The sequence below is a fragment of the Campylobacter sp. FU_520 genome, assembly GCF_025772385.1.
GTDB classification, from domain to species: domain Bacteria; phylum Campylobacterota; class Campylobacteria; order Campylobacterales; family Campylobacteraceae; genus Campylobacter_D; species Campylobacter_D lari_C.
Genome location: NZ_JAKMRZ010000002.1, coordinates 84,207 through 103,075 on the forward strand (window position 1 = coordinate 84,207; position 18,869 = coordinate 103,075).

The 18,869-nt window shown below is 32.0% G+C and carries 20 protein-coding genes; 7 read left to right on the forward strand and 13 right to left on the reverse strand.

All coding sequences use genetic code 11. The annotated features are described in order from the left end of the window. The first annotated feature begins 89 nt into the window (after window positions 1-89). From L8W55_RS01280 to pyrC, 4 genes are read left to right on the forward strand one after another with little or no spacing between them, the layout of a single operon-like run. Window positions 90-1,622 carry a phosphoethanolamine transferase gene (locus L8W55_RS01280; RefSeq protein WP_263676946.1) on the forward strand — a complete coding sequence of 511 codons (1,533 nt, stop codon included), beginning with the start codon at window positions 90-92 and terminating at the stop codon, window positions 1,620-1,622. Then, window positions 1,622-1,993, forward strand: coding sequence for a diacylglycerol kinase (locus L8W55_RS01285; protein WP_087699066.1), 372 nt, complete (start codon window positions 1,622-1,624; stop codon window positions 1,991-1,993). The genes L8W55_RS01280 and L8W55_RS01285 overlap by 1 nt, the downstream gene beginning before the upstream one ends. Continuing rightward, window positions 1,978-2,208: a helix-turn-helix domain-containing protein gene (locus tag L8W55_RS01290; protein ID WP_047207845.1), complete on the forward strand. Its 231-nt coding sequence runs from the start codon at window positions 1,978-1,980 to the stop codon at window positions 2,206-2,208. Before L8W55_RS01285 ends, L8W55_RS01290 begins: the two co-directional genes overlap by 16 nt. An 8-nt stretch (window positions 2,209-2,216) precedes the next feature. Continuing rightward, a complete protein-coding gene (gene pyrC / locus L8W55_RS01295; RefSeq protein ID WP_263676949.1) occupies window positions 2,217-3,212 on the forward strand; it encodes a dihydroorotase in 996 nt (331 codons plus the stop codon). On the opposite strand, the gene L8W55_RS01300 is transcribed toward pyrC, so the two are convergent. From L8W55_RS01300 to L8W55_RS01310, 3 genes are read right to left on the reverse strand one after another with little or no spacing between them, the layout of a single operon-like run. Beyond that, window positions 3,196-3,564 (reverse strand): TM2 domain-containing protein, encoded by a 369-nt coding sequence (locus L8W55_RS01300; RefSeq protein ID WP_263676951.1) that lies wholly within the window; start codon window positions 3,562-3,564, stop codon window positions 3,196-3,198. The two genes, pyrC and L8W55_RS01300, sit on opposite strands and share 17 nt — an antisense overlap. Before the next feature lie 8 nt (window positions 3,565-3,572). Beyond that, a complete protein-coding gene (locus L8W55_RS01305) occupies window positions 3,573-3,950 on the reverse strand; it encodes a TM2 domain-containing protein (RefSeq protein WP_263676953.1) in 378 nt (125 codons plus the stop codon). A 37-nt stretch (window positions 3,951-3,987) separates the two neighbouring features. Continuing rightward, window positions 3,988-4,686, reverse strand: coding sequence for a class I SAM-dependent methyltransferase (locus L8W55_RS01310; protein WP_263676954.1), 699 nt, complete (start codon window positions 4,684-4,686; stop codon window positions 3,988-3,990). Window positions 4,687-4,746: 60 nt separating this feature from the next. Here L8W55_RS01310 and L8W55_RS01315 point away from each other — a divergent pair, with 60 nt between their 5' ends. Genes L8W55_RS01315 through L8W55_RS01325 form a run of 3 tightly spaced genes read left to right on the forward strand, consistent with a single transcriptional unit; the run spans window position 4,747 to window position 7,131 of the window. Next, window positions 4,747-5,583, forward strand: coding sequence for a metal ABC transporter solute-binding protein, Zn/Mn family (locus tag L8W55_RS01315; RefSeq protein WP_258108433.1), 837 nt, complete (start codon window positions 4,747-4,749; stop codon window positions 5,581-5,583). After that, window positions 5,580-6,329 carry a metal ABC transporter ATP-binding protein gene (locus L8W55_RS01320; protein ID WP_263676956.1) on the forward strand — a complete coding sequence of 250 codons (750 nt, stop codon included), beginning with the start codon at window positions 5,580-5,582 and terminating at the stop codon, window positions 6,327-6,329. The genes L8W55_RS01315 and L8W55_RS01320 overlap by 4 nt, the downstream gene beginning before the upstream one ends. Then, window positions 6,322-7,131, forward strand: a complete 810-nt coding sequence (locus tag L8W55_RS01325; protein WP_263676958.1) for a metal ABC transporter permease — start codon at window positions 6,322-6,324, stop codon at window positions 7,129-7,131. Before L8W55_RS01320 ends, L8W55_RS01325 begins: the two co-directional genes overlap by 8 nt. A gap of 9 nt (window positions 7,132-7,140) precedes the next feature. On the opposite strand, the gene L8W55_RS01330 is transcribed toward L8W55_RS01325, so the two are convergent. From L8W55_RS01330 to purB, 10 genes are all read right to left on the reverse strand, one after another. Continuing rightward, the gene (locus tag L8W55_RS01330; protein WP_263676959.1) at window positions 7,141-8,049 is read right to left on the reverse strand and encodes a DNA ligase; all 909 of its coding nucleotides are present in this window, start codon (window positions 8,047-8,049) and stop codon (window positions 7,141-7,143) included. After that, complete coding sequence (rplT, locus tag L8W55_RS01335; RefSeq protein ID WP_263676960.1) at window positions 8,027-8,380, reverse strand: 50S ribosomal protein L20; 354 nt, start codon at window positions 8,378-8,380, stop codon at window positions 8,027-8,029. The genes L8W55_RS01330 and rplT overlap by 23 nt, the downstream gene beginning before the upstream one ends. Window positions 8,381-8,478: 98 nt before the next feature. After that, window positions 8,479-8,670, reverse strand: a complete 192-nt coding sequence (gene rpmI, locus L8W55_RS01340; protein ID WP_039617094.1) for a 50S ribosomal protein L35 — start codon at window positions 8,668-8,670, stop codon at window positions 8,479-8,481. A 76-nt stretch (window positions 8,671-8,746) separates the two neighbouring features. Continuing rightward, entirely contained in the window at window positions 8,747-9,841 is a 1,095-nt protein-coding gene (locus L8W55_RS01345) for a DNA adenine methylase (RefSeq protein ID WP_263676961.1), read from the reverse strand. 34 nt (window positions 9,842-9,875) lie between these two features. Next, the gene (gene infC, locus L8W55_RS01350; RefSeq protein WP_039617082.1) at window positions 9,876-10,397 is read right to left on the reverse strand and encodes a translation initiation factor IF-3; all 522 of its coding nucleotides are present in this window, start codon (window positions 10,395-10,397) and stop codon (window positions 9,876-9,878) included. After that, window positions 10,394-12,205, reverse strand: coding sequence for a threonine--tRNA ligase (gene thrS, locus L8W55_RS01355; RefSeq protein ID WP_039619515.1), 1,812 nt, complete (start codon window positions 12,203-12,205; stop codon window positions 10,394-10,396). The genes infC and thrS overlap by 4 nt, the downstream gene beginning before the upstream one ends. Window positions 12,206-12,311: 106 nt before the next feature. Beyond that, complete coding sequence (locus tag L8W55_RS01360; protein ID WP_263676962.1) at window positions 12,312-13,118, reverse strand: undecaprenyl-diphosphate phosphatase; 807 nt, start codon at window positions 13,116-13,118, stop codon at window positions 12,312-12,314. Further along, complete coding sequence (locus L8W55_RS01365; protein WP_263676963.1) at window positions 13,115-15,100, reverse strand: OPT family oligopeptide transporter; 1,986 nt, start codon at window positions 15,098-15,100, stop codon at window positions 13,115-13,117. Before L8W55_RS01365 ends, L8W55_RS01360 begins: the two co-directional genes overlap by 4 nt. A gap of 15 nt (window positions 15,101-15,115) precedes the next feature. After that, window positions 15,116-17,491 (reverse strand): ribonucleoside-diphosphate reductase subunit alpha, encoded by a 2,376-nt coding sequence (locus L8W55_RS01370; RefSeq protein ID WP_263676964.1) that lies wholly within the window; start codon window positions 17,489-17,491, stop codon window positions 15,116-15,118. A gap of 17 nt (window positions 17,492-17,508) precedes the next feature. Beyond that, window positions 17,509-18,837: an adenylosuccinate lyase gene (gene purB / locus L8W55_RS01375; protein WP_263676965.1), complete on the reverse strand. Its 1,329-nt coding sequence runs from the start codon at window positions 18,835-18,837 to the stop codon at window positions 17,509-17,511. Window positions 18,838-18,869: the final 32 nt, after the last annotated feature.

An 18,869-nucleotide genomic window follows, 5' to 3' on the forward strand; every position in this document is an offset into this window, starting at 1 on the left:
TTGCTAATCTTCTTTTGTTGCTATTTTATATGTGATTTATTAATTTTATTCAAATAGACTAAGTATTTATTTCATTCTAAAGGAAAAAAATGCGTTTAAAACTTTCATGGACAAAATTTACCCTACTTAATACGATTTTTATCATGGCGTTTAATTTCCCATTGTTTGAGTTTGTATATGAAAAGATAGATCAAAACATTATGCTTTTTAGTGTGTTTTTTGGAATTTATTTTTTCTTGGTTTTAAGTGTTTTATCTTTGGTGTATTTTCCCTATATTACCAAAATTTTAAGCATATTTTTACTTAGCACTTGTGCTATTTGTAGTTATTTTGTTAGTAATTACGGGGTTTTAATCGATGATCATATGATACAAAATGTTGTTGAAACGGACAATAGAGAGTTTTTTTCTTATTTTAATTTTTCCTTTGCTTTATATATTTTAGCCTTTGTAATTTTTCCTAGTTTGCTTGTGATTTTTACTAAGATTGATTATCAAAAATATTTTTTCAGAAAAAGCGTATTGCTTTTAGGTTCTTTGGTGTTTTGCTTTGCTTTAGTAGCTCTTAGCTCAAAAACACTTTTACCTTTTTTAAGATCACACAATATCATTAGAATGTATAATCTACCTTTTTATCCAATATATTCAAGCATAGAATTTACAAAGAAAAAACTAGCAGGCAAAAAAGAACTAACTATCATTTCAAATGATGCAAATTTAAAAGATACCAATACAACTAAGCTTATGATTTTAGTCATAGGTGAAACCGCTAGAGCGAGTAATTATTCTTTAGGTACTTATAAGATCAATGATACGAATTTTTATACCAAAAATGAGCCAAATTTAGTGTATTTTAGCGATGTAAGCTCATGTGGGACTGCTACTGCAAGAAGTTTGCCTTGTATGTTTTCAAGACACAAAAGAGTAAATTTTGAAGATGGATTATATGAAGAAAATGTTTTAGATGTCTTACAAAAGGTTGGAATACAAAGTGTTTGGTTTGGTAATAACTCAGGGGGTTGCAAAGGAAATTGTGATCGTATAAAACACAAATTAATTCTAAAAGATTATGATGAGAGCTTACTTGAACTTGTAAAACAAGAACTTGAAAATATAAATTCAAACAAAATCATCGTTGTACATTTACAAGGCTCACATGGGCCAACTTACTATAAACGCTACCCAAATGCATTTAAAAAATTTATGCCAACATGTGATACAAACGAGCTAAATACCTGCTCACACGAACAAATCATAAACACCTATGATAATACTTTACTTTATACAGACTTTATTATAAAAAGCCTTATAGATATGCTTAAGCAAAATCCTACTAAAGAAGCTTCTTTGCTTTATTTATCAGATCATGGGGAGAGTTTAGGTGAAAATGGAATTTATCTTCATGGTATGCCTTATTTAATAGCACCAAAAGATCAAAAGCATATACCGATGATATTTTGGAGTAAAGATAGTAAATTAAGCCAAGATTTACAAAGCAAAAAAGACTATAAACTTTCTCAAGATAATCTTTTTTCAAGCTTGCTTGGGTATTTTGGTGTAAATAGCAAAGAATATGAGGCAAATTATGATATATTTAGCAAAAATTTAAAGGAAAATCCTTAATGAAACCAAAGTATTCTTTATTCAAAAATGCAAGCTATGCCTTTAGTGGAATTAAATTTTTACTCCAAGATGAAATGGCTTTTAGGATAGAATTTGCCATTATTTTACCTTTGATTTTTGCAAGCTTATTTTTGCCTGTAAGTTTTTTAGAGCATTTTGTGCTTGTGTTTGTTTTGGTGCTAATTTTAATCGTAGAAGCACTAAATTCTGCCATAGAAGCTTGTGTGGATCTTTGCACGAGTGAATTTCACATCTTAGCTAAAAAGGCAAAAGATTGTGCGAGTGCTGGGGTGTTTTTTAGCGTGGTTTTGGCTATAATTACTTGGAGTTTTATTCTTTTTGATTTGGTTAGAGAATGGATGATAAAGTAAAAACACTATGTGCGAAAATCTTTGGTAAAAAACGCTTTGAAATTTTAGAATTTTTAGCCCTTCATGCTGATGATGATGGTTTTGTCTTTGCAAATATAGAAGAACTTTCTAAAAGGTTAAATATCAGCAAACCTACCATCATTTCTACTTTTAAATTTTTAGAAGAAAAAGCTTTACTTGAAAAACTCAAAAACGGCTTATATAAACTCAAATAGGAGATAAAATGATACTTAAAAACCCTTTGGATATGCATTTACATTTACGCGATGAAAGTATGCTCGAACTTGTAGCCCCATTTAGCGCAAAAGACTTTAAAGCAGGGGTTATCATGCCAAATTTAATCACCCCACTTACTGAAATAACTGCACTCAAAGCTTATAAAGAACGCATTTTAAAAGCATGTAAAAATGAAGATTTTATACCTTTGATGACTTTATTTTTTAAAGACTATGATGAGAAATTTTTAGAAAAAGCTAAAGATGAGCTTTTTGCTATCAAGCTTTATCCTGCAGGTATCACTACCAACTCAGATAATGGAATTTCAAGCTTTGATATAGAAAAGTTAAAACCTACATTAAATGCTATGAGTGAACTTGGACTGCCTTTGCTAGTGCATGGAGAAACAAATGATTTTGTAATGGATAGAGAAGCAAATTTTGCTAAAATCTATGAAAAATTAGCTAAAAACTTTCCAAAATTAAAAATTGTAATGGAACATATCACCACTAAGGTTTTGTGTGATTTATTAAAAGATTATGAAAATTTATACGCAACTATCACTTTGCACCATTTAATGATAACCCTTGATGATGTAGTAGGTGGTAAGATGGATCCGCATTTGTTTTGCAAACCTATTGCAAAACGCTATGAAGATAAAGACGCTTTATGTGAGCTTGCTTTTAGTGGCTATGAAAAGGCTATGTTTGGAAGTGATAGCGCGCCTCATCCTTTGCATACTAAAGAATGCTGTGGGTGCGCAGCTGGCGTATTTAGTGCGCCTGTGATTTTACCTGTGTTAGCTGAACTTTTTGAAAAACATTCAAACGAAACAAATTTACAAAAATTTATTTCAGATAATGCTTGTAAAATCCACAATCTTAAATTTGAAAAAGATAAAATCATCACTTTAGAAAAACAAGAATGGCAAGTAGCGCAAAAATACGGCGATGTGGTGCCATTTATGGCAGGAAAAAATATTGGTTTTATGACTCTTTCATAAAACCAATAATCTTTTTAAAATTATCTTTTTTTATACCAAAAAACACCAAAAAAATATCAGCAATATACCAAAATAAAATTGCAAATACACAAATAACATCTATAGGGGTATTAAATATAACATACAAAAACAGAAGCGACAATTTAGCACAGCCAAGAAGCCAATCGCCTTTATAAAATCTATCAACCCCACAAGAACCAAAAACAATGCTTAAGATTAACCCAAGCTCGGCATTTTTTAACTTAACTAAAGTAAGTCCTTGAAGTTTATCTTCCGAAATATACTTTAATTGTTCTTCAATAAAAGATAATTTATTTGCAGGAATTTTATCTTTAAGATAAAGCAAAAACATCTTAATTATCAATCCAAAATACTATAAATTTTTGATAAGTTTCTTTTTTTGGTTTCTTTCCATACAAAATATAAATCTACCAAAACATATAGAGTAATAATCAATCTTAAAGTATCAATTTGTGTTAATGTTACAATCACAACAATAAAAATAAACAAAGCAATCTTAGCAAAAGCAATTTTTTTATCGCCAATATAAAATCTATCTGCGCCACACCATCCAAAGAAAATACCTATAACCAAAGCAACTATATTACTTTTTAAAGGCGTTAAAGCAATTTGAGATAAAGCTTCCTCTGATGCATTAGATATTTTTTGTTGCAATTCGCTCCATTTATTTGATGGAGTTTTATCTTTAAGAGACAAAAATACAGAATTTGCGTCCATTGTATTTCCTTTATATTTATTTTATAGAATAATATATTTATTCTATAAATAAAATTTTAATATTTGCTTCTATAATCTCTTCTACCTCATCTTTGACAAAGCTTTCTAGCTCTTGTTTATTTGCATTAATGCCATTCATACTCAAATGCCACAAAGCATTTTCTATCGCACTTTCTTTATCTCTTTTTACCACTCTAGTTTCGTTAAAAATTTCATACTCATAAGAGATATTTTGCGCATTTAAAAAACCTTGCAAGTCCTCTTCATAAAAACCTTTAAAATGCGTATTAAAATGCTCAAATATAGGATCTAAAAAGCTACTTTTACGCCTACTTGCCCAGCCTAAATACACTTTTTTAGAAGCTAAGTTTAAAAAAGCTTTATAGTCTTTTTCATTTTGCAAAGCAGGCGACATACTTAAAAAGGCTAAGTCAAATTTTGTGTTATTGTTTTTATAAAAGTTTTCAAAATCTAAATTTAAGGTTTTTACATTTGATATAGCATGAGTTTTTGCATCTTCTTGTAAAATTTCAAGCATAGCACTAGAGCTATCTACACCCAAAACACTTTTTGCTTTTTGTGCCAAATGTAAAGTCCAAACACCACTCCCACAACCTATATCCACCACGCTTTTGCCTTGCAAAGACCCAAGTTTTACAAAAGTAGCTTTTTGAATTTCGTTTAAACTAGGATTATACCTTGCATAGCTTTTTGCTTTTTTATTCCATAAATTCATCTTCACTCCTTATTTTTTCTAATATAGTATAATATTTTTTTGTTTTTAGAAAGGAAAATTATGCGTGTATTGTTTTTGTGTTTGATTTCATTTTTAAGTATATATGCCAAAGACTTGGTAAGTGTTAGTATAGCTCCACAAGCTTACTTTGTAAAACAAATTGCTAAAGACACTTTAGATATTAATATAGTCATACCACCTAATGCAAATGAGCATACTTTCGAATTTAAACCAAGTGGTATTTTAAAACTTGAAAAAAGCGATATTTACTTCACGGCAAATTTGGAATTTGAGAAAATTTGGATTTTAAAACTTAAAGATAATCTCAAAAATACCAAAATCATCTCTACTCAAAATGGCATTGATTTTATACCCTTGCAAGAGCATGCTCACGAAGGACACCATCATCATGGAGATGACCCTCACACGTGGCTTGATCCACTTTTAGCAAAAACTCACGCTAAAAATATCACCTTAGCACTTATAGAACAATACCCACAAAACAAAGCATTTTATGAGCAAAATTTAGAAAATTTCTTAAAAGAAATGGATGCATTAAATTTACAAATACAAGCTTTATTTAAAAATGTAAAAAACAAGCATTTTCTAGTCTATCATCCATCTTGGGGGTATTTTGCAAAAAGATATCATCTAAGTCAAATTCCTGTTGAAATAGAAGGAAAAGAACCTAAGCCAAAAGACTTGGCCAAGCTTGCAAAACTCATACAAAAAGAGCAAATCAAAGCTATTTTTATACCCAAAGGAGCTAATAACAATACCATTAAAGCTATGGCAAGTAATTATAATCTTAAAATCATAGAACTTGATCATTTGCCAAGTGATTATGAAAATGAACTTTTAAAAGATGCAAAAAATATAGCAAGCGTTTTACAATGATAAAAATCAATATTAAAAATTTAAACTTTTCATACAACCAAGATGAGGTTTTAAAAAATATCAACCTAAACTATGAAAGCAAAGACTTTTTAGCCATAGTAGGGCCAAATGGCGGGGGTAAATCTACACTTTTAAAACTCACACTAGGTTTACTAAATAGTCATAAAAATATAAACTTTGAAAACTTAAGTTTAAAAGATATAGGCTATGTCCCACAAAATACTTTAGCTAATCCAAACTTTCCAGTGCGCGTGCTAGAAGTGGTGATGATGGGAAGGGTGGATAAAAAATTCTTTGGTTTTTATACCAAAAAAGATCAAGAGCAAGCCTTGCTAGCCTTAGAAAAAGTAGGTATGAGAAATTTTTGGGATAAAAAAATCAATGAACTAAGCGGAGGTCAAAGACAAAGAGTTTATATAGCAAGAGCCCTAGCAAGCGAATGCAAGCTTTTAATCCTTGATGAGCCTACTGCAAGCATAGATACCAAAGGCTCGGTGCAGATTTTTGAGCTTTTGAAAAAATTACACGAAAGTGGGGTTGGTGTGATAGTAATATGCCATGATTTAAATGTAAGCTTAGCTTATGCAAATAAAATCGCATATTTAAACAAAGAATTATTCTTACATGAAAACACCCCTGAAAAAAAGGCACATTTACTAGCACATTTAAGCCAAAATCACACGCATTTTTGTGATGTGGAGCTTAGCTTGGAGCAGTGTTGCTGTGAAGGAGAAAACCGTGCTTGAACTTTTATCTAGCTCTTTTATACAAAATGCTTTTTTGGCTGCATTTTTAACTAGCATTGCTTGTGGGATTATGGGGACTTTGATCATGATCAACCGCTTAAGCTCTATGGCAGGAGGCATTACGCATGGGGCTTTTGGGGGTATAGGTATAGCATTTTATTTTGGTTTGCCAGTACTTGTTAGTACGAGTTTATTTACGCTTTTTTTAGCCTTGCTTGTAGCGTTTTTAGTACAAAAATATCCTTTTAGAAGTGACAATATAGTCGGGGTTATATGGGCTTTTGGAATGGCTGTTGGTATCATACTCATAGACTTAACCCCTGGGTATAATGGTGATTTAATGGGGTATTTATTTGGGAGTATTTTGTCTGTACCTACACAAGATATAGTTTTATTTGCAGCGATTGATATGATTTTTATCATTTTAGTATTGCTTTTTTATCGTCAATTTGAAATTCTAAGCTTTGATAAAGAATTTGCAAGCTTAAGAGGGGTTAAAACTAATCTTTTTCATTATCTTTTAATCGCAATGATGGCTTTTTGTATCGTTATAAGTATCAAAGTAGTAGGGCTTATACTTGTGATAGCTTTGCTTAGCATACCTGCATTTATCGCTGAGAGTTTTTCTAAAAAGCTTGGTCAAATGATGATCATCTCTACGCTTTTGAGCATAAGCTTTTGCGTGATAGGGCTTTTTGTGAGTTTTTATTATAATCTTGCAAGTGGAGCTTGTATCATAGCTAGCGCTTGTATAGCTTTTGTGCTTTATCTTTGTTTTAGAGTTTTTGCAAAGAAAGGTTGAAATTTACTTTTACTTTAAAACGCTATTTTCATGTACTCTTAAAAAACTAGCAAATTTTGGCTTGCCATTTTTGGTTAAGCCGTTGTATTTAAAAGTAATGATAGCACCAACTGGCGGAGGGTTTAGGCTATCGCTTTCTTTAAAACCCGAACCTATCTTAAAACTTACTTTTTTACCCTCAATCACTGCTTCACAAAGCAAAGATCCCATTTTACCTTCAAATTTTCCTTTGCCTTCAAAATGCTTTTTTACAACGCATTCTGTATCATCAAAAGGTTTTAGTTTAAAAGCATTGTTTGATCTTTTCTTTTCATAAGGTGCGTTGTTTAATCTTATGATCACGCCCTCGCCTTTATGCGAAATGATATCTTGGTAAAACTGCTTTAAATGATTTTTATCTTTAATGCGAATTTGTGGGATGATTTTTATAAAATCATTTGGATTTTTAGCTAAATACTTTTTTAAAACTTCTAATCTTGCTTCTAAAGTACAAGGATCAAGCTTAAATTCCTCGCAAGCATTTGGCACATCAAAGACATTATAACTTACTTTTTGCCAAAGTTTTTCATCAGGATTTTCTTGGCGTATTAAAGATGAAATTTCTTCAAAAGAAGCTCTTTTTACCCAAAGTTCTCCATCTAACTCAAATTTAGGAAAGTTTTTTGTGAAAAATGAAGGGAGTTTTATAGCATTTCCTGCTCTTGTTTGCATAGACTTACCACTCCAAAGTCCTCTTACGCCATCGAGTTTTTCACTCATGAGATAATGGCTTAAATTTATATCTTTAAATGCTTTTTCATCATAAACTTTAAAAAGTAAAATATCTTTTGCAAAAAGAGGATTTAAAAAGAGAGTAAATAGAAAAACAAGGCTTATAAAAAGCCTTGCAGTAAGATTAAAGTGCTTTTTTAGCAGCATCTGCTATTTTAGCAAAAGCAGCTGCGTCGTTCATCGCTAAATCAGCTAAGATTTTTCTATCAAGCTCAATGCCTGCTTTTTTAAGACCATTTATAAATCTTGAATAACTAATATCATTTAGTCTGCAAGCTGCATTGATACGCACTATCCAAAGACGACGGAAATCGCGTTTTTTGCGGCGTCTATCACGATACGCATAAACCAAACTTCTTTCTAATTGTTCTTTAGCTTTTCTAAAGTGTTTGCGGCGACCATTATAAAAACCACGCGCAAGTTTTAAAACTTTTTTATGTCTGCGGCGTCTTACAACACCAGTTTTTACTCTTGCCATATTTATCCTTTCACAAATTGGCGTTCGTTAAACGAATCTTGCCCTTTAAAATAAGGGGAGTTTGAATGACTTTCGTCAAAAACTAAATTTAAGCGAGCTTAAATTCCTAACATTTTTTCAACCGCTTTAACATTGGTTGAGTGAACATACTTAGAAGTGCGAAGATCACGCATTCTTTTAGCAGGTTTTTTAGTCAAAATGTGGCTTCTATAAGCAGCACCTCTTTTGATTTTATTTTTACCTACTTTGAAGCGTTTAACAGCACTTTTAACGCTTTTCATTTTTGGCATGTGTATCCTTTGGATCAATTTTTTCATAAAAGAAAGCTATCATTTTACTACAACTATGCTTTAGAAAAATTAAATTCTAATTCTTCTTTTTCAACACATAAAGTTGTTCTTGTATATGCATAGAGCGTTTAGAAAGGTTTCTGCTGGCTCTAAAGGCATTGTACTTTTGCTCAAGCACAAAACATTCTCCAAGACTTTGAAGTCTTTTTGTGAAATTTTCTTTTTTTACAAAACCCTCACAATTATAAGAAAGCAATACAATCTTGGCTTTTAAATCATTTATCAAATCAAACAAAGCATCTTCGGCTTTTTTTTCTTTGTTAAAAGCACTGCGGTTCCAGTCTTTTGGTATGCCAGAAACCTTTGAAATTTCCTTTGGCTTTTTATAATTAGCGATTAAATTTAACATAAAATAATTTGACCCATAAGGGTGTTGATTATAAGGTGGGTCTAAATACGCTACATCAAAGCTATCAAGCTCTTTAGCTAAAATATTTGCGTCTTTTTGAAAAACCTCATATTTACAAGTAAAATTTGAAAAAATAGGCATTTTTAAAGCTATATCGCCCTTTATACGACTAAGTGCATTTGCTCCATTTCCTCCAAATTTTCCCACTCCATTTTTATCTTTATAAAAGCCTTTAAAAACCCCGCTTGTATTTGCATGCACACTTGCTTCGTAGATAAGCGGTGCGATGAAGTATTTTTGAATTTCTTTTGGCAAGCTTGAAATTTTTTCTCGCATAGAGTCTAAATACATCGCATTTTTAAGCGTGTAGAAAACTCTTTCATTCTTTTGAATATACTCATCATCATTTGGCGCATAAAGCTTGCTTATAAAGCCTTTTTTGAGTTTTAAATCAGAAATTAAAAAAGTATAATATTTTTGTAATTCTTGTAAAAATTGTGCGTTTTGATTGCTTAAATAACATTCATTGATGATTTTAGAATAATCTTCCAAATCATTTGCCATGATAAAACTCGCATAAGGCTTCACAAAACGCGAAACTACCCCAGAGCCACTAAATACATCACAAAAACTAAATTTGTCTTTTTTAAGCTCATTTTGTGCGAATTTAAAGCCTTGATTTAAAAACTCGAGCAAGGATCTTTTATTGCCAAGATAAGTTATGATTTGTTCTTTTAAAAATTGTGGATTTTCTTCTAGCATAAGTTTAAAATACAAGCCTTAAAAAGGCTTGTGATTATTTTTTCTTTTTAGGAGTTACTAGCATATTTACATAGCGTCCTTCGAGTAAAGGCTCTTTATCTCTATCTGCTATATCTTCAACCATTTGCCAAATTTTTTCAAGCAACGCCACCCCTGCTTCAGGAGAGCCCATCTCACGACCTTTTAAAAACACTCTAAATTTCACATGCTTGCCTTGCTCTAAAAACTCGCTTGCATGTTTGACCTTATAATTAATGTCATTTTGAGCGATTTTCACAGAAAGTTTGATTTCTTTTATATCAATAACTTTTTGTTTTTTCTTTGCTTCTTTTTGTTTCTTTTCTTGTTGATAACGGAATTTTCCATAATCCATTATCTTGCATACAGGTGGTTTGGCTTCAGGGGCTATCATCACCAAATCAAGCCCTAGTCTATTTGCTATATCTAGCGCTTCATCACTACTAATAATGCCATAAACCTTGCCATCATCACCTATACATCTGATCTCATCTGCTTGAATTTCTTCATTTAGCAATACTTCTTTTTCTTTACTCAAAAGCGTACCTCACTTAATTTCTCCTTTGTTAGGGTTATAAATTCATCTAAAGTCATTGTTTTTTGTTCTTTTGCTCTTCTATCTCTTAAAGCCACACTTTTGTTTGCTACTTCTTCATCACCTAAAACAAGTATCATAGGTACATGTGCTTTTTCAGCGGTGCGGATTTTTTTATTTAAGCTTTCATTTTTATTATACACTTCACTATCAATGCCAAGTTCTAAAAGTTTTCTTGCTATTTCTTTTGCATAATCATGATGATTTTGTGAAATAGGCACTATAGCTACTTGAGTTGGTGCTATGAAAAATGGCAACTCACCCGCACAATGCTCTACTAAAATTCCTATAAATCTTTCAAAAGAACCTAAAATAGCACGGTGAAGCATTACAGGTTGTTTTTTCTCATTATCTGCGTCTGTGTATTCGAGTTTAAAACGGCTTGGTAAGTTAAAATCTACTTGTATAGTTCCGCACTGCCATTTTCTTTTTAGCGCATCAGTAATTTTAATATCGATTTTTGGGCCATAGAAAGCTCCACCGCCCTCATCAATGCCATATTTTAAACCTTGCTCATCTAAAGCTTCTTTTAAAGCCTTTGTAGCTATATCCCAAATTTCATCATCGCCTATTGCTTTTGCTGGGCGCGTTGAAATTTCCATTTCATAATCAAACTCAAAAGCCTTCATCAAAGTATCAACAAAGCTTAAAATTTCTAAAACTTGTTCTTTTATCTGACTTGGCATACAAAAAATATGCGCATCATCTTGGGTAAATTCTCTTACCCTAAAAAGCCCGTGCAAAACTCCACTTTTTTCATGGCGGTGCACCACACCATATTCAAAAAATTTCAAAGGTAAATCACGATAGCTTCTAACATCACTTTGATAAATTTTAATATGTCCTACACAATTCATCGGCTTAATGCCATATTCTTGCTCATCAATTTGCGTAAAATACATATTTTCTTTATAGTTTGCATAATGCCCACTAATTTTCCACGCATCAGCTTTTAAAAGTTCAGGCCCACGCACAGGCTCATAACCTCTTAATCTGTGTGCTTTATATAGCAAATGCTCTAATTTACTTCTTAATTTTGCACCATTGCTAAGCCATATAGGAAGCCCACCGCCTATTTCATCATCAAAGGCAAAAAGTTTCATTTCATTACCAAGTTTTCTATGATCTCTTTTTTTAGCTTCTTCAATGATTTTTAAGTATTCATTTAAACTTTCTTTATCTGCAAAGGCAGTACCATAAATTCTTGTGAGCATTTCTCTTTTTTCATCACCACCCAAATACGCTCCCGCTACACGAGTAAGCTTGAAAAATCTTAAATATCTAGTGTTTGGTACATGAGGTCCACGGCATAAATCTTCAAATTCGCCTTGCTTATAAATACTTACTTTTCCATCAGGAATTCTTAGCAAAACTTCTTGTTTTAAATCATCATTAGCAAATTTTTCTTTAACCTCAGTCTTTGAGAGTTCGTATTTTGTGATGTCTAGCTTTGCTTCAGCTAGTTCTTTCATTTTCTTTTCGATTTTGCTTAAATCTTCTTCTGAAATCTTGCTATCAACTCTAAAATCATAATAAAACCCATCTTCTATCACAGGCCCTACGAAAAATTTAGCCTCTGGATATAAACTTTTAATCGCTTGAGCCATTAAATGCGCACAAGAGTGGCGGATAACTTCTAAACTTTCTTTAGAGTTATCAAAATAAATCGGAGTTAAATTTGTGTCATTGTTAAAACTTTGAGTATCTACCAAAGTTTCATTATTTGCATATGCAATTATATCTTTTGTCATTTCTACCCTTAACACTCACTAACCTTGTGAGCTTAAATTAAAATATAAGACTAATTTTAGCTATGAAAAACTTAAACTTTTTTTAAATAAAGGATATTTTTATATTTCAAACACCCGTTCTTGATATATCTAAAGCACCACTCATAAAAAGGTATAAAAATACAAAACCTAAAATTATCCTATAAATTCCAAAAGGTATGAAGTTTATCTTGCTGATTAATTTTAAAAATATTTTAATCACTACAAAAGCCACTACAAAAGCTGTTACAAAACCTATGGCTAAAGGAATGAAATTATTCATATTACTTAAAACCTGTGGTTCTTTATAAATACTATAAGCTGTTGCTATAATCATGGTAGGAATTGCAAGTAAAAATGAAAATTCAGAAGCCACTTTGCGATCGAGCCCAAGCAATAAGCCACCTATGATACTTGCTCCACTTCTTGAAGTACCTGGTATAATAGCAAGAGCTTGGGTTAAACCTATCAAAAAAGCTTGTTTATAACCTACCTCATCTAAAGAGTGGATTGTGTAGTCTTTTTTTCTATGTTTAAGTTCTATAATGATAAAAATAATCCCACCAATGATTAACATAGTAGCCACGGTATAGCCATTAAATATTTCTTTTAAAAACTTATATGCTATAAAACCCACCCCACCTGCGGGCAAAAAGCCCACAGCAAGTTTTAACCAAATATCAAGTTTTTGAGTTAGTTTATCTTTGAAAATAAAAATCACCGCTAGTATAGAACCAAGCTGAATGATGATGAAAAAACTTCTCCAAAAATCATCTATATTTAAACCTAAAATTTCAGCACCTAAAATCATATGCCCTGTAGATGAAACAGGTAAAAATTCTGTCAAACCTTCGATAATTCCTAAAATCAAAGCATAATAATAATCTAAATTCATTTTTTAAGTACTCTTCTTGCAAAAATTAGCATGATCGCTACAAAAACTACAAAACCTATAATCCCATCGTCTTTAAATGAAGTTGCAATAGCAAGTGGATCTTCAGCCCCACCTCTGCTAATAGAAAGCACAGTTAAACCAGCTATTAACACTCCAAACAAACTCTCACCTACTATCAAACCAGAGGCAAATAAGGTTCCTTTTTGCTCATGCTCTTGAATGAGTTCTTTTTTATGAGCATTTTTAGCATATCTTTGCTCTAAACGCTTTTTGATTAAATATGCTAGTAAGCCACCTACAAATAAAGGCATATTAACAGCAGGTGGTAAATATATACCTATACCCACAGCTAAAGGTGGCAAAGACATATTTTTCTTTCTTAATAAACGATCGGCAATGATTATACCAACGCCCACAAAAGCTCCTGCTATAATATAACTCCAATCGATATTAGCATTAAAAATGCCTTGTGCTATAGTACTCATCAAATTTGCTTGTGGTGCAGCAAGTGCATTTGCCTCATCCATTCCTTCTCTTGGCATTGCACCCACAAAACCATAAGCTTGGTATAACAAATTTAAAACAGGAGCTATAGCTAAAGCTCCAAACACACAACCTATAATCAAAGAAACTTGTTGTTTCCAAGGAGTTGCACCCACTAAATAGCCAGTTTTTAAATCTTGTAAATTATCATTAGAAATAGCAGCAGTTGCCAAAATAACACTAGTAGTAAATATAGCAAAAGCAATAGCAAATTTAGACATTAAAGGATCACTAAATAAATCTACTTGATAACCCAAAAGTAAAATAATCAAAGAAGAAATCATAATCCCAATAAGTCCTATACCCGAAATAGGAGAAGATGATGAACCCACTAAACCTGCCATATATCCACAAGCAGAAGCTACAAAAAAGCCTATAAAAATAGCTACTAAAGTTCCCACCAAAGCAAAAAGAATTTGATAGCCACTTGCTAAATTTGAATCAGCCACAAAAGCATAAAATGAACTAAACAAACCTATACACATAAGTACAAATAAACCTAGCATAGCTTTTAAAGATAAATCCATATCTTTAGGATCTTGTGAGAGGTTTAATGAAGTTTTTTTAAGCATATTTTTCATGCCATCATATACAGGCTTTGCAAGTTCTATTAAAGTCCATAATGCTGCTATAGCAATAGCTCCTGTGCCTATTAAACGTACTTTTTGAGCCCAAATTTGATTAGCTATATCAAGCGCACTTAAACTCGCGTCAAAGCTTTCTTTAGCAGAAAAATATGGCACAAAAACCATCCAGGCAAGTACCATACCCACAAGCAATGCAACACCTCCGGCTATACCTACTAAGTATCCAGCACCCAAAAGCGCCACTGAATAACCCATAGAAAAGCCAAAAGTCATTTTTTGCCAAATGAATGCAAAACTACTTCCACTTGAAAGTAGTTTAAAGCCACTTGAAAAAAGACTTATTACAGAAGCGAAAACCACGCCAAGTGTGATTTCTTTTAAGCCTACTTTTCCTTTTTTATCAGCTTGATCTTTATTAGCTACTTTTAAAATTTCAGCAGCAGCTCTTCCTTCAGGATAAGCTAATTTACTCTCTACTACCATAGCTCTACGCAAAGGTATAGTAAAAAGCACGCCTAATCCACCTCCACAAAGACAGAGCATAAAAGTAAGCCAAAGTGGAAATTCAAACCAATATCCACACATAAAAAGACCCGGTATAACAAAAATCACAGCCGAAAGCGTACCTGCGGCTGAAACTTGAGTTTGAACCATATTATTTTCTAAAATATTAGAGTCTTTAAAGATTTTTAAAACAGCCATTGCAATCACAACAGCAGGAATAGAAGTAGAAAAAGTAAGACCGACTTTAAGCCCCAAATATACATTTGAGGCGGTAAAAATAATCGTTAAAATACTTCCTAGTATTATACCCCTAAGCGTAAGCTCCGGTAGTGAGTTTTTTGTATACATTTTGTTTCTCCATTTTTATTGACAACCTTCACATTCTATAGTTCTATCAACCACATCATCATTTACTTTTTGACTATCAGGACTTTCGCTTCTTAGATAATAAGTTGATTTAACACCTAATTCCCAAGCAAGTTGATAAATTTCATTTAAATATCCACCGCTTGCTTTATCTAAAGAAACAAAGATATTTAATGATTGACCCTGATCAATCCATTTACCACGAATCGCTGCTGCTTTTACTAAGATTTTTTGATCAAGCTCATAAGCAGGGGTATAATACTGCCAAGTATTAGCACTTAAATTTGGCACCACAGTTGGTATCATACCGCTTAAGTTTTGCTCAAACCATTTTCTTTTATATACAGGTTCAATTGTTTGAGTTGTACCTACTAAAATAGAAATAGAAGAAGTTGGTGCTATAGCCATTAAATAACCATTTCTTATACCATCTCTTTTTAGTTTTTCTCTTAATTTTTCCCAATCACACTCACTTTGATCAAACAAACCATCACTTGCAGTAAGTTTTTTAGCATTTTCGTTTGCTACATCAATTGGCACTATACCTTTGCTCCAGTTTGATCCTTCAAAGTCAGGATAACTTCCTTTTTCTAAAGCTAAATTTGAGCTAGCTAAAATAGCCTCATAGCTAATCATCTCCATAATATGGTCAATTTTTTCAAAATGCTCATTAGAACCCCAGTAAATTTGAGCTTCAGCTAGCATTTGCGCTTCACCCATTACGCCAAGCCCTATAGCGCGTGATTTTAGATTGGTATTTTTAACCTTTACATGAGGATAAAAATTTAAATCAATCACATTATCAAGCATTCTTATGGCTGTTGGTACTACTCTTTGAATGTCTTCTTTTGTGTTAATTTTACTTAAGTTTATACTTGCTAGATTACAAACTGCGGTTTTTCCTTCGTTTTTATATTTTTCTACTATATAGACTTTTTTACCATTAATGCTATCTAAAGTAGAAACTTTTTTAGCAAGCTTTTTATATCCTCCATCTATTGTAAGTTCTTCATTCTCATCTAAATGAAGCTCTGTTTTATCATCAAATACAATTTTGATTTGATAATAATTTGGATCTGTATTTTGAAAAATTTCTGTACATAAATTGGAACTTCTTATAATTCCTGCGTGAGAATTTGGATTTGTTTTATTTGCACTATCTTTAAAACATAAAAATGGCATACCTGTTTCAAAATAAGATAAAAGTATTTTTTTCCAAAGCTCTTTTGCGTCTATAATTTCTTTAGTTATGCTTTCATCTTTTTCAAATTCTTCGTATTTTTTCTCAAATTCTTCACCGTATAAATCGCATAAACTTGCCGTATCAGCAGGATCAAAAAGCGTCCATTTGTCATTTGCTCTTACTCTTTTCATAAATAAATCATTAATCCACAAAGCAGGGAAAAGCTCATGTGCTCTTCTTCTTTCTTCACCTGAGTTTTTACGCAAATCTAAAAAGTCATTAATATCCATATGCCAAGGTTCGATATAAACTGCAATTGCACCTTTTCTAGTGCCAAGTTGATCAACAGCTACTGCTATATCGTTAGTGATTTTTAAAAATGGTATGATCCCGCCTGCTGCATTTTTATGCCCATCTATACTTCCACCCATAGCGCGTACCTTAGACCAATCCCAGCCTATACCACCACCAAATTTAGATAAAAGTGCCATTTCTTGATAAGAATCAAAAATTCCTTCTATATTATCAGGCGTGCTTCCTATATAACATGAGCTTAATTGGTGTCTTGTAGTTCTTGCATTTGAAAGGGTTGGAGTTGCAAGCATTACTTCAAAAGTTGAGATCAAATCATAAAATTTCTTAGCCCAAGTTTGAGAATCTAGCTCATTTTGTGCTAAAAACATTGCAATAGCCATAAACATTTGCTGTGGTAATTCTATAGGCATACCTTTAGAATCTTTGATCAAATATCTATCATATAAAGTTTTTATACCAAGATAAGTAAATTGCAAATCACGTTCTGGCTTGATATAAGCATTAAGATCATCTAAATCATATTTTTCTTTTAAGCCGATTAAAATCCTACCTTCTTTTTCACCTTTTTCAAGATATTCTCTTAAATGTTTATATCCATTATAACCACTTACTTTTTTATATAAATCATATAAAAATAATCTTGCAGCAACAAAGGTCCAATTAGGTCTATCAATATCTATTTTATCTACTGCTGTTTTTATAAGAGTTTGTTGGATTTCTTCTGTTGTTATACCATCACGAAATTGAATTTTTGCATCTACTTCAAGCTCACTTTGGCTAACATTTTCTAAATTTGCCACCGCGTCAGTGGTATATTTTTTAATTTTAGAAACATCTAACTCTTCGGTTCTTCCATTTCTTTTTAATACTTTCACTCACAACCCCTAATTTATTATTTAAAAGTTCTTTCAAAAATTTTATCTACATTTTTTGTGTAGTAGTTATAATCAAAGCAATTTCTAATATCTGCTTCACTTAAAGATTTTTTCAAATCCTCATCAGCTAATAAAGATAATAAAAACAAACTCTCGCCTTTTTCATTTAACGCAGGCTTGCCATTTTGTAAATCAGCCCAAACTTTCATAGCATTTCTTTGAACGATTTTATAAGCTTCTTCTCTGCTTATACCTTTAAATGGAAGTTCAAGCAACACTCTTTGAGAAAATACAAGTCCTCCGGTTAAATTTAAATTTTTCATCATATTTTCTGGATATACCAAAAGCTTTTCTACCACACCGCATAATCTTGAAAGCATAAAATCAGTCGTGATAAAAGCATCAGGTAATACAAATCTTTCTACACTAGAATGTGATATATCTCTTTCATGCCACAATGCTACATTTTCTAAAGCAGGTGTCACATAAGCTCTTATCATCCTGCAAAGACCGGTGATATTTTCACTCAAAACAGGATTTCTTTTATGGGGCATAGCTGAACTTCCTTTTTGTCCTTGAGAAAAATACTCTTCAGCTTCATATACTTCTGTTCTTTGAAAATGGCGGATAGCAACAGCGATTTGCTCACAACTTGAAGCTAAAATAGCTAAAGCCGAGATAACCTGTGCATAACGATCTCTTTGTATAACTTGGTTTGAAACTGGTGCTGGCTTAAGATCTAAATTTTTGCAAACTTCTTCTTCAAATTCAAGCGGAGCATGAGCAAAATTTCCCATAGCACCGCTGATTTTTCCATAGCTAATCACTTCTTTTGCATGAATGATTAAATCTTTTGCATGAACTAGTGAATCATACCAAATAGCCAAAACCAAACCAAAAGTTATAGGCTCTCCATGAATTCCATGACTTCTTCCTACCATTAAGGTATTTTTATGCTCATATGCTCTTGTTTTAATCGCTACTAAAACTTGATCTAAATCTTGCAAGATTAATTCTAAACTATCTTTAATCTGCAAAGCAACTGCAGTATCAATACAATCTGAACTTGTCATTGCATAATGCACAAAACGACTTTCCTCGCCCAAGCTTTCACTTACACTAGTTAAAAAAGCGATAACATCGTGTTTGGTAGTTTTTTCTATCTCATCTATTCTTGCTATATCAAATTTTGCATTTTTTATAATTTTTTCACAATCATCATCTTTAATAAGACCAAGTTTATTCCATGCTTTCACAGCAGCTAATTCTACTTTTAGCCATGCATCATATTTTGCTTGCATGTCCCATTTTTTAGCCATGATTTCTCTACTATATCTTTCAACCATTTTCAAGACCTTTTTATATATAATTTTTTATG